The 14964-nt window shown below is 72.9% G+C and carries 10 protein-coding genes; 4 read left to right on the top strand and 6 right to left on the bottom strand.

Going from position 1 to position 14964, the window contains the following annotated elements; translation table 11 throughout:
* Positions 1–12 precede the first annotated feature (12 nt).
* The 4 genes from BJ982_RS03235 to BJ982_RS03220 all read right to left on the bottom strand — a co-directional run bounded on the left by BJ982_RS03235 (position 13) and on the right by BJ982_RS03220 (position 9766).
* Positions 13–7227, bottom strand: a complete 7215-nt coding sequence (locus tag BJ982_RS03235; RefSeq protein WP_184876402.1) for a type I polyketide synthase — start codon at positions 7225–7227, stop codon at positions 13–15.
* Positions 7211–7498 (bottom strand): acyl carrier protein, encoded by a 288-nt coding sequence (locus BJ982_RS03230; protein WP_184876400.1) that lies wholly within the window; start codon positions 7496–7498, stop codon positions 7211–7213. Before BJ982_RS03230 ends, BJ982_RS03235 begins: the two co-directional genes overlap by 17 nt.
* Positions 7499–7560: 62 nt before the next feature.
* A complete protein-coding gene (locus BJ982_RS03225; protein ID WP_275411729.1) occupies positions 7561–8856 on the bottom strand; it encodes an NAD(P)/FAD-dependent oxidoreductase in 1296 nt (431 codons plus the stop codon).
* Between the two features lie 319 nt (positions 8857–9175).
* A complete protein-coding gene (locus BJ982_RS03220) occupies positions 9176–9766 on the bottom strand; it encodes an RNA polymerase sigma factor (RefSeq protein WP_184876397.1) in 591 nt (196 codons plus the stop codon).
* A 239-nt stretch (positions 9767–10005) separates the two neighbouring features.
* Here BJ982_RS03220 and BJ982_RS03215 point away from each other — a divergent pair, with 239 nt between their 5' ends.
* Both BJ982_RS03215 and BJ982_RS03210 read left to right on the top strand, forming a co-directional pair.
* The gene (locus BJ982_RS03215; RefSeq protein WP_184876395.1) at positions 10006–10722 is read left to right on the top strand and encodes a TetR/AcrR family transcriptional regulator; all 717 of its coding nucleotides are present in this window, start codon (positions 10006–10008) and stop codon (positions 10720–10722) included.
* 147 nt (positions 10723–10869) lie between these two features.
* The gene (locus tag BJ982_RS03210) at positions 10870–11286 is read left to right on the top strand and encodes a hypothetical protein (protein ID WP_184876392.1); all 417 of its coding nucleotides are present in this window, start codon (positions 10870–10872) and stop codon (positions 11284–11286) included.
* 47 nt (positions 11287–11333) lie between these two features.
* Here BJ982_RS03210 and BJ982_RS03205 read toward each other — a convergent pair whose 3' ends face one another.
* Complete coding sequence (locus BJ982_RS03205) at positions 11334–12146, bottom strand: ion transporter (protein WP_184876390.1); 813 nt, start codon at positions 12144–12146, stop codon at positions 11334–11336.
* 178 nt (positions 12147–12324) lie between these two features.
* Here BJ982_RS03205 and BJ982_RS03200 point away from each other — a divergent pair, with 178 nt between their 5' ends.
* Both BJ982_RS03200 and BJ982_RS03195 read left to right on the top strand, forming a co-directional pair.
* Positions 12325–12891, top strand: a complete 567-nt coding sequence (locus BJ982_RS03200; RefSeq protein WP_184876388.1) for a TetR/AcrR family transcriptional regulator — start codon at positions 12325–12327, stop codon at positions 12889–12891.
* Positions 12892–12918: 27 nt separating this feature from the next.
* Complete coding sequence (locus BJ982_RS03195; protein WP_184876386.1) at positions 12919–14136, top strand: FAD-dependent oxidoreductase; 1218 nt, start codon at positions 12919–12921, stop codon at positions 14134–14136.
* A 143-nt stretch (positions 14137–14279) separates the two neighbouring features.
* On the opposite strand, the gene BJ982_RS03190 is transcribed toward BJ982_RS03195, so the two are convergent.
* Entirely contained in the window at positions 14280–14945 is a 666-nt protein-coding gene (locus tag BJ982_RS03190) for a DUF305 domain-containing protein (RefSeq protein WP_203959269.1), read from the bottom strand.
* Positions 14946–14964 lie beyond the last annotated feature (19 nt).

Genomic DNA, 14964 nt, shown 5'->3' with positions numbered 1-14964 from the left:
AACGAGGGGCAGTTACTGCGCGCCGCCGTCGCGGCAGATCGCCTGGACCCCGGTGAACCGGGTGAGGACCCGCCCCTCGCCGTCGCACGCGGTGACCGTGCAGCGCACCAGTGGCCCGCTGACGGTGGCCTCGTCGACCACGATGAGGAAGGGCTCGCCCGCCGGGATCGGCGCGTGGACCTCGGCGCGGCCCACGCCCGCGGGCAGGCTGGCCTGGCCGGTGTGCCGTCGCGCCCAGACCAGCACGGCCTGCAGCAGCAGGTCGGCGAGCACCGGGTCGTAGTCGCCGGTGCCGTAGGCGCCGGCGGCGAACGGGGTGCGGGGAAGCTCGGCGCGCAGGACCATGCGCCGTCCCGGGTCCAGCACCCGGCGCAGGCCGCGCAGGACCTCGCCGTGGAACAGGGTGCCGTCGGAGTAGGCCGCGCAGTCCTCGCCGGCGTCGAGGGCGGGCAGGCCGCCCACCCGCGCCGGAGCCGGGACCGCGGACTCCACGACCGCCCGGTAGCGGGGACGGCCGGTCTCGTCGCGCACCTCGACCCGCGTGCCCTCGCCGTCCGGCGTGAGCGTGAACCGCAGCGCATCGGGCGCCTCGGCGCCGAACACCACGCCCTTCAGGACGGTGAAGTCCCGGGCGGCGGCGGACCGCGTGCCGGTCGCCTCCCGCGCGGTGGCGAGGATGCCGCCCAGCGCCACCGTGGCGGGCAGCACCGGCCGGTCGCCGATCCAATGGCTCGCGAGCACGGGCTCCCCGGCCAGCGTGCCGAGGTCCCGGGTCACGGTGACCCCGTCCGCGGGCAGCGCGGGAGGCTCGGCCTCCGACAGCGGCTTGTCCGGGCCGATCACACAGACCAGATCGCCCGCGCGCTCGGCGTCGAACTGCTCGGCGAACATCCACGCCCCGGTCTCCAGCGGGATCAGGTCCACCCCGCGCTCGGCGAAGAGCCGGGCCAGCTCGGGGGTGACCATGCCGCCGTCCCAGGCGCCCCAGTTGATCGAGGTCACCCTCGCCCCGGGGTGCGCTCCCCGCAGCCGGGACGCGACGCGGTTGAGCGCCTCGTTGGCCATCGCGTAGTCGGCCTGCCCCTGGTTGCCGAAGAACCCGGCCACCGAGGAGAAGAGCACGACGTGGCGCAGCCGGTCGGGGTCCAGCGCGGCGAGCACGCCCGCGAGGCCCGCGAGCTTGGTCCCGAGCACCCGGTCGACGTCCTGCGGGCGCTTGTCCACGATGAGCTGGTCGGCGAGGACGCCGGCGCCGTGCACGACCCCGGCCACGCGGTCCCGGTAGGGCGCGAGCGCCGCGCGGACGGCGGCGGGGTCGGTGACGTCCACCGGCACGTACGTCGCCGACGCTCCGGCCTCGGCCACCAGCGCCAGGGTCGTGCGGATCTCGCGCTGCGCCTTCAGCTCCTGGAAGCGCGGCTCGACGTCGCGCGGGGTCACCTTCGCCCCGCCCGCCTTGAGCGCCGCCGCGATGGCCGCCTTCAGCCGGTCCAGCGGCACCTCGCGAGCCCACTCCGGCTCGTCGGCCAGCGGGGTGCGGCCGAGGAGCAGCAGGCCGGTGCCGTGCCGCCGGGCGAGCTCGACCACGCACGCGGCCGTGACGCCGCGCCCGCCGCCGGTCACCACGAGCAGGTCGCCCTCTCCCGGCGGTGCGATCGGCGCCGTCCGCGGCCCTTCGCCGGTGAGCGTCGTCGTCCACCGGGCGCCGTCGGCGGTGTGGCCCACCTCGCGCAGCCCGGCCCGCGGGTCGTACAGCTCGGCCAGGACGATCTCGGCGACCCGCCCGTCGGGAACGCCGGCCTCGACGTCGATCGCCCGGCAGAACACGGTGGGCGCTTCGATGGCGAGGGTCTTGACCAGGCCGGACACCCCGCCGAGCGCGACGGTCGCGAGACCGTCGTCGCCTGCGGGCCCGGCGGACGGGGTGACGCCGAGGCGGCCGTCCAGGCGGGACACCGTGACGAAGGCCGACCGGCCGGCCGTCGACTCCAGCGGGCGCTGGGTGTCGCGGGCCAGCATCGCCGTCTCACGCAGCGCGGCCAGGGCGGCCGGGGTGCCGTCCACCCGCTCCGGCGCCAGGTACAGCACCAGGTCGAGCCCGTCCTCGGGGACGGCGCCCGGCCCGGCCGTACGCCACCCGGCGGACCGGAGCCTGGCGGCGACCGCGTCGGCGAGCGGCCCGCCGGCCCCGGTCACCAGGGCCAGCGGAGCGTCTCTGTAGGCGTCCTCCTGCCGGTCGGGGACCGGGAGCCGGGTCAGGCCGGCCTGCCACCGGTCGATCCGCGGCAGGCGCTCAGCTTTTGGGCCGTTCACCACCTCCGCCCCGGTCGGCTCGGCCGCCGCTCCCGCGATGAATTGGACGATGTCCTCAAGCGTTCGCAGCTCGGCGAGCCGCTCCGGGCTCACCGACGGCGAGCCGGGGAACGACTCGCGCAGGGCGCCCATGATCTCCACGCGCTTGATGGAGTCGATGCCGAGGTCGGCCTCCACGTCCATCGAGGGGTCGAGCATGTCTGTGGGGTAGCCGGTCTTCTCGGCGACGATGGACAGCAGGGTGGCCTGGACGGTCGCGGCGTCGGCCTGCGCCGGTGCCGGAGCGGGGGCCGGGGCCGCGGCGACCGGGGCGGGCGACGTGGTGACGGGGGCGGGGGCCGTGGTGACCGGGGCCGTCTCCACGACGGGCGCCGGAGCGGCCGGAGCCGGGGCGGGAGCCTGGACGGGGGCCTCGGCGAAGGCGACCGGGGCGGCGGGGGCGAGCGTGGCGGCGTGGCCCTCGTGACCCTGGTGCCCGTTGGCGCCGTGGCCGTTGGTGCCATAGCCGTTGCGGCCGTTGCCGTTCTGTCCGTTGTGGCCGTTGTACGCGGTCTGCCCGCCTGCCTCCGTCTCCTGCGGCCAGGCGCCCGGACGGGAGCCGATGGCGCGCAGCTCGTACGACGGCGCGACGGCCTGGGGCAGGGACGGGCCCGGCAGGTCGCCTCCGGCCGCGCGGTCCGGCGCGATCATGGTGGTTTCGAGCTGGGCGAAGCTGCGCAGCACCTCGCTGGCCCACACGTGGCTCTGGCCGATGGCCAGGCTGTGCTCGGTGACGGCGGTGATGCCGGCGATCGTGTTCTCCGACGGGCCTGCGTCCTGGCGGCTGCCCTCCTCGACGAGGTTGGTCAGGCGCTCGGACAGGCGGAGCTGGCTGTGCAGGTACTCGCCGTGCATGGCGAGGTGGCTGGCGGCGATGGCGCCCACGCTCGGCGCCCCGCCCGGCACCGCGTGCCCGTTGCCGTTGTGCCCGTTGGACCCATGGCCGTTCGACCCGTGCCCGTTCGCGCTGTGCCCATTGGTGCCGTGCCCGTTGGCGCTGTGTCCGTTCGTGCCGTGGCCGTTGGCGGCGTGGTCGTTGCCGGCGTGGCCGTTGGTCTGGCCGGTGGCCGGGGCGGGCTCGGTGGCGGCGTCCTCCGCGGACGTCTCCACCGTGTACCCGTTCTCAAGTGCCTCCCGGTACTCGTGGCGGCGCGCCTCGGGCACGTAGTTCACACCGTTCAACTGGATCGTCATCCCCTCGGAGTGCGGCGGCTCGGCCGCCGTCGCGGTGTAGCGGTTGAAACCGGCCAGCGGCAGGCCGAGGACGGCCAGGCGCGCGGCGAGCTGCTTGAGTGCGTGGTCACTGTCACGGCCGGGCCCGGCGTCGGCCGACAGCGCGACCACGTCGGGACGGTCGGCGAGGATCCGCCGGACCAGGCCGGTCAGGACCTTCTTCGGCCCGAACTCGACGAAGACCCGGAACCCGTCGCGGTACATCTGCTCGACCCGGGGCGCGAAGCCGACGGGGCCGGCGAGCTGCTGAACGAGAACGCGGGCGTTCTCGCCGGTGTCGGCGCCGTACGTGGCGCCCTCGGTGTCGGCGTAGACCGTGATGGCCGGGGGCGCGACGACGGCCGAGGCGACCGCCTCGCCGAACCGCTCCACCGCGTGCGTGACGTACCGGGTGTGGAAGGCCGCCGCCACCGGCAGCGGGCTCGCGCCCACCCCCGCCGCCGCGCACGCCCCGACGAAGGCCGCGACCGCGTCGCGTCCGCCGCCGACCACGATCTGGTCGGGCGCGTTGACGTTGCAGACGACGACGTCGGGATGCCCGTCGAGCAGGCGCTCGACTTCCGGCAGGCCCGCCGAGACGGCCGCCATCGTGCCCGGGTCGCCGGCCTCGCCGCGCGCGGCCATCGCCGCGCCGCGCTCCCTGGCCAGGCGGAAGAACTGCTCGGTGCCGAGGCTCCCCGCCGCCCAGAGGGCGGTCACCTCGCCGAAGCTGTGCCCGAGCGCGCCCTCGGCGGCGAAGCCCAGCTCCTTGAGGAAGGTGTACTGCCCGGCCGAGACGGCGCCGATGGCGGGCTGGGCGTAGTCCGTACGCCGCAGCGCCTCCTCCTGACGGCGCCTGCCGTCCTCGTCGAACGCGGGCGGCGGGAAGACCACCCGTCCCAGCGGCTCGGCGCCCGCGAAGCACGCCGCCGCCGCGTCGAACGCCGCCCGCACCGGCGGGACCGCGAGCGCCGCCTCCGCCGCCATGGAGACGTACTGGCTGCCCTGGCCGGCGAACAGCGCGCCCACCTTGCCGGGCACCGCCGCGGCGCGGCGGTAGAAGGCGCCGCCGGGAAGCTCGAACGCCTCCACGGAGGGGTCCTCGGCGAGGCGCGCGCACGCCTGCCCGCGCAGCCGGTCCAGCTCGGCCTCGTCGCGGGCGACCACGGCGAGCCGCGCGTGCCCGGCGGGCACCGGCGCGGTGTCGTCCAGCCCGGCCGGGTCCTCCTCGACGGCCTTCAGCAGGGCCCCGGGGTCCGCGCCGTGCCACAGGTGCACCCGGGACGTCCGGTGCAGCACCGTCAGCGCGGCGCCGGAGGGGTCGTGCTCCTCCAGCACGCAGTGGAAGTTGGTGCCGCCGAACCCGAAGGAGGAGACCGCCGCCCGCCGCAGCGGACGCTCAGGCTCGGTGATCCACGGCCGGGTGCTCGTGTTGACGTAGAACGGCGAGGAGCCGAACTCCATCGCGCCCCGCGGCTCGGTCACGTTGATCGTCGGCGGCAGCAGCTTGTGGTACAGCGCGAGCGACGTCTTGATCATGCCGGCCGCTCCCGCGGCGGCCTTGGTGTGCCCGATCTGGCTCTTGACGCTGCCGAGCGCGACGGCCTCGCGGCCCGCGCCCGCCGCGGCGAACACCTCGCGCAGCGCGCCGACCTCGGTGAGGTCGCCGACCGGCGTGCCGGTGCCGTGGCACTCCACCAGCCCGACCTGCTCGGGGCCGAAGCCCGCGTCCTCGTAGGCGCGGCGCAGCGCGACCATCTGGCCTTCCTTGCGCGGCGCGTAGATGCTCTTGTACCGGCCGTCGCTGGAGGTGCCGATGCCGCGCAGCACCGCGTAGACGCGGTCCCCGTCGCGCTCGGCGTCCGCCAGGCGCTTGAGCGCGAGCATGCCGAGGCCCTCGCCGATCAGCGTGCCGTCCGCGGTCTCGTCGAAGGGACGGATCGCCCCCGCCTTGGAGAACGCGGGCGTCTTCGAGAAGCACAGGTACATCAGGATCGTGTTCTCGGCGTCGCAGCCGCCGGTGAGCATCAGGTCGGCCCGGCCGGAGATCAGCTCCGCCGCCGCCATGTGCACGGCCGCGAGCGAGCTGGCGCACGCCGCGTCCACGGTGCAGTTGGTGCCGCCGAGGTCGAAGCGGTTGGCGACGCGGCCGGCCACGACGTTGCCGAGCATGCCGGGGAAGGAGTGCTCCTCCCACGGCGCGAACGCCTTGACGAACTTGGCGGCGATCTCCTCGGCGTCGCGCTCGGTGAGACCGCAGCTCCGGACGACCTCCTTCAGCACGGGAGTCTGCAGGCGGGTCGCCAGCGGCTGGGTCAGCGAGTTCGCGCCGGTGATGCCGAGCACGACGCCGGTCCGCTCGGGCTTGTACCACTGGGAGCCGGGCGCGCCCGCGTCGGCGAGGGTCTGCTTGGCCACGACCAGGCTGAGCAACTGCAGCACGTCGGTGACCTCAAGGGTGTTCGGCGGCAGGCCGAACTCCAGCGGGTTGAACGGCACCGTGGGGATGAACCCGCCGCGCTTGGCGTAGGTCTTGTCCGGCGCCTTGGGGTCGGGGTCGTAGTGGTCCTCGACGCGCCAGTGGGTCTCCGGCACGTCCTCGATGCAGTCGACGGCGTCGACGACGTTGCCCCAGAACTCGCGCAGGTCGCCCGAGCGCGGGAAGAGCGCGCCGAGGCCGACGATCGCGATGGGGGTGTCACCCGTCCGCGTGGGGGAGTTGTTGTCGCTGTCCATGACACGGTCCGTTCCGGTCGAGAGCGTCGCGATGCCCGCGGCGGGCGGGCCTGCGGCCACCCGGTCGTCCAGGAGGTCCAGCGCCGCCCCGGCGATCCGGTCCACGGCCTCGCGATCGTGCAGCATCGTGTAGTGGTCGCCGGGGCAGCCCAGCACCGTGAGGTCCCCGGCCAGTCCGCCCCAGCCGAGCGGGTCGGGCACGTCCAGCAGGCCGTGCTCGGGCCTGACCAGCACCACCGGCACCGGCGACCGGCGCGGCTCGTAGGCCACGGCCAGGCGGTTGTTGCGGACCAGCCCTTGCAGGTAGGTGTCCAGCACCTTGCGCAGGCCGGGCAGCGTGGTGTCGGGCCGCAGCGCCCCGGCCGCCCGCGCCCGGTCGAGGACCTCCCGCAGCCCCTTCTCCCTGTCGTTCGGGAGCGGCCCGTCCACCGGCACCGCGACGCCGCGGCGGGCGCCCAGGTACATGGCGAACCAGCGCAGCGCCCCGGCGTCGTCGAGGTCGCCGTCCAGCCGGGTGTACTCCGGCACGGGGGCGATGCTGTCCAGGGCCAGCAGCGCGCACGGGCGCTCCCGCTTCTCCAGCAGCCCGGCGAGTTCGAGCGCCACCACGCCGCCGAAGGACCACCCGGCCAGGCACCAGCGGCCGGAGGTCAGCCCCTGGCCGCGCAGGTCGGCGGCGACCCGCTCGGCCAGCGCCGGGATCGAGGTGGCGGGGGCGCCGCCGCGCAGCGCCGCCTCGAAGTACTCCGGCACGTGTTCGAGGTTGACCACGTGCAGGGCCGCCCCGGGGGACAGCGCGGCGGCCAGGTCGGCGTAGACGGTGGCCGGCAGCGCGCCCGGGTGGACCAGGATCACCGGCGGCGCGCCCTCGGGGGCGGACCCCACGCGGGTCACCGTCCGGGCCGGCTTCCTATCGGGCCGTCGCATCGCGCTGCTTCTCCACGATGTAGCCGGCGAGCTCGTTGATGGTCGGGTGGTACCAGAGGGCGGTGGTCTCCAGCTCGAATCCGAGCCAGTTCTCCAGCTCGCCGGAAAGGACGAGCGCCTCGGTCGAGTCCAGGTCGAACTCGTCGAAATACTGGTCGGTGTCCACCTGTTCCGCCGGCACGCCGAGCCGGTGGGCAAGCTTTCCGACCAGCCATTCGCGGACCTCTGTCTCGGTCAGCTCGGCGGGCGCCGCGGTCACCTGGTTGTTCATCGCATTCCTCGCTACGGACCGTTTCTTAGCGTTCTTCTGAAAAGGGCGGGGATTCGGGCGGCCTAGGCGCGGGCCAGGGCGATTCCCGCCGTGCGGCGAACGGCCTCTGCCGCGGCCGCGCCGGAGTCGAAAGCCGATTCGTGACTGCCGATGATGTCGATTCCCATCTTCCGGGAGTGGAAATAGGAACCGGCGAGCTTGATACGGGAGTCGTCATTGTTGATCGTGTGGATGTCGCGCTGGAGCGCGCGCACCTCGGTGGTGAAGACGGGGTGCCGGTAGGCCATTTCCTGGATGACGGCGTCCTCGCGGATCGGCAGCGGGCAGTCCAGCGTGACGAAATAGTCGGCGCCGGCCCGCAGGTGCTGCAGCTCGTTGAGGTAGTACACGACCCACGACCGCTGGCCCTCGCCGTCGCCGACCCGGCCGTAGTTCCAGCTGCGCCACCGCTCCCGGTCGGCCGGCATCACCGAGGCGTCGGTGTGCAGGACGGTGCGGGTGCCGTGGTAGCGGATGACCTCCAGCCGCCGCTGGGCCGCGGTCGGCTCGGCGAGCACGGCCAGCGCGTCGTCGGCGTGCGTGGCGAGCACCACGTGGTCGAAGCGCTCGGGCCCGCCGGGGCCGTGCACGACGACCTGGTCGCCGTCCTGCGCGACCTGCTTGACCGGCGAGCCGAGCCGCAGGTCGGCGCCGGAGCGGGTGAGCAGGTCGGCCGCGCGGCGCACGTAGGAGACGCTGCCGCCGGTGACCGTGCGCCAGGGAGCGGTACGGCCGCCGAGCCCTTCGTGGCCGTGCGCGAAGAAGAAGGCGATGACCGTGCTCGCCGGCATCTCCCAGATCCGCTCGGCGGGCACCGACCAGGCGGCGGTGGCGATCAGCACCACGAAGCCGTACCGGAACGCGGCGCTGTAGCCGTTGCGGTCCAGGTACTCGCCGAGGGGGATGTCGGCGCGCTTCCTGACGAAGTCGCGCGGGGCCTCGGTCTGGAACCGGCGCGCCTCGCGCCACAGGCCGGTGAAATCGGCGTCGTAACGCCGGCCGATCTCCTCTTCCGTGAGCTCGAAATCCTCCGACACATAGCTGCGCCCGCGGTCCAGGTCGAAGAAGGAGAATCGACCCGGGTGGTCCTGCGTGGGCACGTCGAGTTCGCGGAAGAACTCGGTCAGCATGGGATAGTGCGCCTCGTTGTACACGATGAACGCCGTGTCGAGACCGAGGGTCTTCTCGCCCTCGCGCACCTCGATCGTGTTGGCGTGGCCGCCCAGCCGGGAATCGGCCTCGAACAATGTCACACGCGCGTCGTCCCGCAGGTGATACGCGGTGGACAAACCCGCTATCCCGCCGCCGACGACCGCCACTCGCGGAGTCACCCGTGCCTCCCGTGTCCGTCCCTGTTGCGCTTCTCACTAGTTAAGAGAGGCCGGTGGGCGGGCTGGATACACCTATGGACAGATTTCTTTGGAAATAGGCCCCCGCATCTGGAACGGCGTCTTACCGCAGGCATGATAAAGTGACCGGTCCGCGGTATGAACCGGTCACTTCATATGACATGGGGACGCGCCATTGGTCCGGGGCGGGAAACGCCCCCGCCGTGGGCGCGGAGGTGAGGAAGGCCCGACCGGGAGAGCGGATCGGGCGGCCGGCGCGAGTGGGATCGTGCCGACGCGCGGGGGCGCGTCAGCCGGCGAGTGCGGGTTCGGGCCGGACGCTCTCGCGCAGGCGGCGCAGGATCCGGTTCCGGGTGGGGCCGATGGAGCCGCGGGGCATGTCCAGCGCGGCGCTGATCTCGTCGTAGCTCATGGCCGGCTCGTGCATCAGCATGGCCAGCAACGCTTGGTGGTGCTTCTCCAGGCCGCGGAACGCCTCCAGCGTCCGGGGGTCCTGCCAGCGGTCGATGACGGCGTCCTCCACGGACACGGTGTCGTCGGGCCGGTCGTCGAACGGCGCGTAGTCCCCTACGGGCACGTGCCGCCGGTTCCGTTCGATGTGCTTGATCGCCTCACGGCGGGTTATCGTGACCAGCCACGACGCGAACTTGGCCGGTTCGCGCAGCCGGTCGATGTTCTCCACTACACGCAGCCAGGCGAGCTGGCAGACGTCCTCGCAGTCCGCCGCCCGTAATCGGAACGATCGGGCCACGGACCACACGACAGGGGTGTAGAGCTTGATGAGCTCCCCCCACGCCCGCTGGTCGCCCTCCCGGCACGCCGCCGCCAGCAGCTCGCGCGGGCTCGGGGAACCGGGCGTCCACGCCTCGGCGCCGTCCATCAGAGCTGCACCCCCGTGCGTGTCCGTCTCTCGCCTGGTTTCCTGAACGGCCGCTACCACTCGCCTGCCTCCCTCATGGAAACTCTCACGAATGACGGTAACATTGGTTGTGGCCAGATGCTTCCGCGAACGGCAGCAGCAAAAGTTAACACCCGGTAACACTTGACGCGACAGGAGTGGATCATTCGCTACGGTGCCCGAGGGACCCGGACGAGGAGCAGACACGTGGAGGGGGCGCGATGAGCAGTACGTCACGCCGGCAGAGGGTTCGCGACGCCACGCTGCGCGAGCTCATGGCCGTGAGCCGCGAGATCCTGACGACCCAGGGCGCCGAGGCCCTGACGATCCGCGCGGTGGCCCGCGAGATGGGGATGACCCCGCCGGGCATCTACCGCTACTTCGACAGCCATCGCAAGCTCATGGACGCGGTCATCGTCGACATCCTCGACGAGCTGACCGAGTACATCGCCTCCGCCACCGACGAGCAGGACAAGTCAGAAACGGCGCGCCGTCTCATCGCGGCCAGCCGAGCCCTGCGGCGCTGGGCCGTCGAACACGTGCCGGAGTTCCAGCTCGCCCTGGTCGTGGCCACCCCCGAGGACGACGATGCCGTGGTCAGGCAGGCGCGCGCCCAGGTCGGTGCGTTGTTCGGCGACATCTTCCTCCACGTCTGGCACGAGTACGGCACGTCCGCCACCGTGCCCGGCATCCATCCGGCGGCGAGCGAGGCCCTGGCCGACCGGCTGCTCGAACGGCTGCAGATCCCCCTGCCGTCGTCCGAGGCCGCGGTCGCCTTCACGCGCTGCTGGCTGCGCCTGTTCGGCATGGTCTGCGTGGAGTCGCTCGGGCTGACGCGGGTCATCGGGGACCACTCAGGCGCGCTGTTCGAGGCCGAGCTGTCCGACCTCGCCCGCATGCTCGGCCTCCCGGAGTCGGCGCTGGAGGCCGGCCGCTGACCGCCGGGTGAACCTGGAGCGCCGGGTCATCCCCGCTGACCTGCCGGAGTCCCCCCGGGACACCCGCCGGCGCGGGCGCGCCGCGATCACCGCGGGGGACACTGGGCCTGCGTGATCGGTTGCGACTGATGTCCCGACAGGAGAACCATGACCCCCCTGCAGCTCGGCCAGGAGACCCGGTGGATCGCCGGCGTCGTCCTGCTCACCATCGTGACCATCGAGTTCGGCGGCTGGTTCCTCACCAGGATCGTCCGCGGTGAGGTCCCGATGACCCCCTTCCAGCAGGCGTTCGCCCGGGCCGGGCACGCCCACGCCGGCGTCCTCGTCATCCTCAGCCTCGTCTGCGAGCTCTACGTCGACTCCACCGGCCTTGGCGGCGTCGCCCTGTGGGTGGCCCGGCTCGGCGTGCCCGCCGCGGCGATCCTCATGTCGGCCGGCTTCTTCGTCTCGTCCATCGGGCGCGACGTCACCCGGCCGAACCGCCTGATCATCCTGGTCTGGATCGGCGCGCTCTGCCTCGCCGCGGGTGTGCTGACGCTCGGCATCGGCCTGCTGACGAGCTGACCGGCCCGCGGCCAAGGCCCGCCCCTTCGGTGGGCGGGCCTTTCGCGTCAGGCCGGGGTACGGGACCGGGGCTGATGCCCGTTGGGCCGGGCGAGGAGCCGGTCGAGCTTGGCGTTGAGCACGGCCATGTCCTCCTTGAGCTCGCGCAGCTCGACCTCGGCCCGGTTCTCCGCGGGCGACGGCTCGGCGTCGTTCATGGCGTTCACGACGACGGCGATGAACAGGTTCAGCGCCACGAACGTGGACATCAGGATGTAGACGATGAAGAAGATCCACGCCCAGGGCTTGTGCTCCATCACGGTCTGCGCGGTGTTGCCCCAGTCATCGCCCGTCATGATCTGGAACAGCGTGAACAGCGACCGGGGCAGCTCGTCGAAACGATCCGGCGCGATGTCGCCGAACAGCTTGGTCGCGATCACCGCCGCGATGTAGATCAGCAGGACCAGCAGCCCGATGATCGAGGCCATGCCCGGGACGGCGGCCAGCAGCGCGCTCACCACGCGCCGCATGCTCGGCACCACCGACAGCAGCCGCAGGGCGCGCAGGATGCGCAGCGCGCGCAGGATCGACGTCGGCCCGGACGCCGGGATCAGCGCCAGCGTCACGATCACGGCGTCGAACCAGTTCCACGGGTCCTTGAAGAACGCCCCGCGGTAGGCGTACAGGCGCGCGGCCAGCTCCAGCGCGAAGATCCCCAGCGCCACCCTGTCGACCACGTGCAGGAAGCCGCCGGCCCGCTCCATCAGGGCGGAGCTGGTCTCGCACCCGATGGTGACGGCGTTCACGATGATGACCGCGATGATCACCCGCTGCGTCAGCCGGTTCTCCAGGACGGAACGAACACGCTCGTGTGGTGCCACCGGCTACCGCTTCCCATGAGTTCTGGTGAGACGAAGGTGCCTAGATTGTCCGACCAAGATCGGTAGCCGGGCACGGGAAACCACGAAAAGAGATCGCGATCACAGGGCGGGACGGTGCTAGTATTTGGGCGATCGTCCAATACACTCGCCCAAGGCGAACGACCAGAAAAGGTGAGGGATGCGCGCGACCACGGCCGATCGGGGCCGCGAGGTGCGTCGGCGGCTGCTCCACGTGGCCGCCGAACTGATCGCCGAGCGCGGCTGGACGGCGGTCAGCACCCGCCTGATCGCCGAACGGGCGGGCGTCACGCCCGGCGTGGTGCACTACCACTTCGCCTCGATGCGCGCCCTGCTCGCCGAGGCGGCGCTCGGCGTCATCCGCGACCTGGCCGAGCGGCTCGGCACGGGCCTGGACCAGGCGGGCACGCCCGACGAGGCGCTCGGGCTCATCGCCGGTTTCCTGCGGGACTACGACGGCACCGACCCGACGTCACTGCTGTTCGCCGAGACCTACCTGGCCGCCGGTCGCGACGACGACCTGCGCCGCGCCCTCGGCGAGGTCGTCGGCGGGCTCCGGCGGCGGCTGGCCGACCGGCTCGCCGCGCAGGGGGTGGCCGCGCCCGAGGCGACCGCGGCCACGTTGATCGCCCTCATCGACGGCATCGTGCTGCACCGCGCGCTCGGCCCCGGGCCCGACGCCGCGGACCTGATGGCCGTGCTGCGCCGCCTCGTCGCGCCCGGGTGAGCTTCCTCAGGAAGGGCTGGTGAGATCATGAAGGTGGTCGTCTGCGGAGCCGGCATCGCCGGGCTCGCCCTCGCGTGGCGCCTGCGCTCCCACGGCGCCGAGGTCGTGCTCGTGGAGAAGGCGTCCGGGCCCCGCGCCGAGGGGTACATGCTCGACTTCTTCGGCCCCGGCTACGACGCCGCCGAGGCCATGGGCGTACTGCCACGCATCCGCGAGCTCGGATACCGCGTGGACGAGATGACCTACCACGACCACAACGGCCGCACGCGCTCGCGTATGGCATACGCCCAGCTCGCCAAGGTCGTGCGGGGCCGCCTGACCAGCGTCACGCGCCCCGACCTCGAACGCGCCCTCCGCGAAGGGCTTCCCGCCGGAATCGACGTACGGTACGCCACCACGATCACCCGCATCGACGATCGTCCCGACGGCGTCACGCTCACCCTCACCGGCGGCGGCACACGTCCGGCCGGCTCCCACGCCGACGGCGTCACCCCCTCTGGCGTGGACGTGATCGACGCCGATCTGCTGGTCGGCGCCGACGGCGTGCACTCGTGGGTCCGCGCCCAGGTGTTCGGGCCGGAGCGGGAGCACCTGCGCTACCTGGGCTTCCACACCGCCGCCTACACGTTCCACGACCCGGACGTCCACGCGCGGGTCGCGGGCCGGTTCAGCCTGACCGACACCGTCGACCGGCAGATGGGCTTCTACGGCCTGCGCGACGGGCGCGTCGCCGTCTTCGCGGTGCACCGCGCCGCCGACCCCGCGCCACCCGCCGACCCCCGTGCGGCACTCCGGGAGGAGTACAGGACCCTCGGCTGGGTGGTGCCGCGCGCCCTGGCCGCCTGCCCGCCGCCCGACGAGGTGTACTACGACCAGGTCGCCCAGATCGACATGCCGGCCTGGAGCCGCGGCAGGGTCGCGCTGGTCGGCGACGCCGCGTACGCGGTGTCCCTGCTGGCCGGCCAGGGCGCTTCCCTCGGCATCGCCGGCGCCTGCCTGCTGGCCGACCTGCTGGCCGCGGACAGCCCCGTCGAGACCGCGCTGCGCGCCTACGAACAGGCCCTGCGCCCGGTGATCGCCGACAAACAGCGGGTGGCCCGCGACGGCGCACGCTGGTTCGTCCCCGCGACCACCGGCCGGCTCCGCCTCCGTCGCGCGGCCCTCAAGCTGTCCCACCTCCCACTCGTCAACCGTGCCGTGGCCACCACGATCGCCGGCAAACCCACCACGCTCACCGACCTGTAACGGCCTCCTCAGGCCCGCTCCCGGACGGCCAACGATGCGCGGGCCGTCCGTTCGCAGGGACGGCGTCCGGGACGCGTGCGGACCACGCGCCCCGGACATGGACGGGACCACCGCCCGGCGTGAAGGGCACGACGACGTCGGGACTACTTCTGGTCGAGCAGCCGCCGCATCGTGGCGATCTCCGCTTTCTGGCTCGTGACGATGGACGCGGCCATCTCCTTGGCGGGCGCGAAGCTCCCGCCCGTCCGTTCGTACTCGGCCATGGAGACCGCCCCCTCGTGGTGCTCGATCATCATGCGGAGGAACGCCCGGTCGAAGGCGGCGCCGGACATGCCCTTGAGCCGGCGCATGTCGCCGTCGGACATCATGCCCTTCATGTCGTGCCCCATCGACGCCATGTCCTGGGCGACCGGCATGTCCCAGCCGGCCAGCCAGCCGCTCATGGCCGCGATCTCGGGCCCCTGGGCCGCCTCGATCTGCTCGGCGAGCCGCTTGACCTCGGTACCGGCGGCCCGCGACGCCGCCAGCCCGGCCATCTCCACCGCCTGCCGGTGGTGGGGGATCATCATCTGGGCGAACATGACGTCCTGCCCGGAGTACGGCGGGGACGGCGTACCGCTGGGAGTGCCGGACGGCATCCCGGACGGCATCCCGGACGGCATCCCGGTGGGCATGTTGGTGGGCGACATCATCGGCGACATGTGGCCGCCGCCCGCCTGCGACTCGGGGCCGGTCTCGCCCGCGCCGCAGCCGGTGACGAGCACTCCGGCCGCCAGCAGGGCGGCGGGAACGGTGATGAAACGTTTCACGTGAAATACTCCGTGCTTG

It is taken from the genome of Sphaerisporangium siamense (genome assembly GCF_014205275.1).
Classification (GTDB): Bacteria; Actinomycetota; Actinomycetes; order Streptosporangiales; family Streptosporangiaceae; genus Sphaerisporangium; species Sphaerisporangium siamense.
This window is presented reverse-complemented; position numbering and strand designations above follow the sequence as displayed.

Excerpts from the sequence above, each read along its gene's own strand:
- BJ982_RS03235 (WP_184876402.1), bottom strand. The coding sequence starts at position 7,227 with ATGCGACGGCCCGATAGGAAGCCGGCCCGGACGGTGACCCGCGTGGGG.
- BJ982_RS03230 (WP_184876400.1), bottom strand. The coding sequence starts at position 7,498 with ATGAACAACCAGGTGACCGCGGCGCCCGCCGAGCTGACCGAGACAGAG.
- BJ982_RS03220 (WP_184876397.1), bottom strand. The coding sequence starts at position 9,766 with ATGGACGGCGCCGAGGCGTGGACGCCCGGTTCCCCGAGCCCGCGCGAG.
- BJ982_RS03215 (WP_184876395.1), top strand. The coding sequence starts at position 10,006 with ATGAGCAGTACGTCACGCCGGCAGAGGGTTCGCGACGCCACGCTGCGC.
- BJ982_RS03210 (WP_184876392.1), top strand. The coding sequence starts at position 10,870 with ATGACCCCCCTGCAGCTCGGCCAGGAGACCCGGTGGATCGCCGGCGTC.
- BJ982_RS03200 (WP_184876388.1), top strand. The coding sequence starts at position 12,325 with ATGCGCGCGACCACGGCCGATCGGGGCCGCGAGGTGCGTCGGCGGCTG.
- BJ982_RS03195 (WP_184876386.1), top strand. The coding sequence starts at position 12,919 with ATGAAGGTGGTCGTCTGCGGAGCCGGCATCGCCGGGCTCGCCCTCGCG.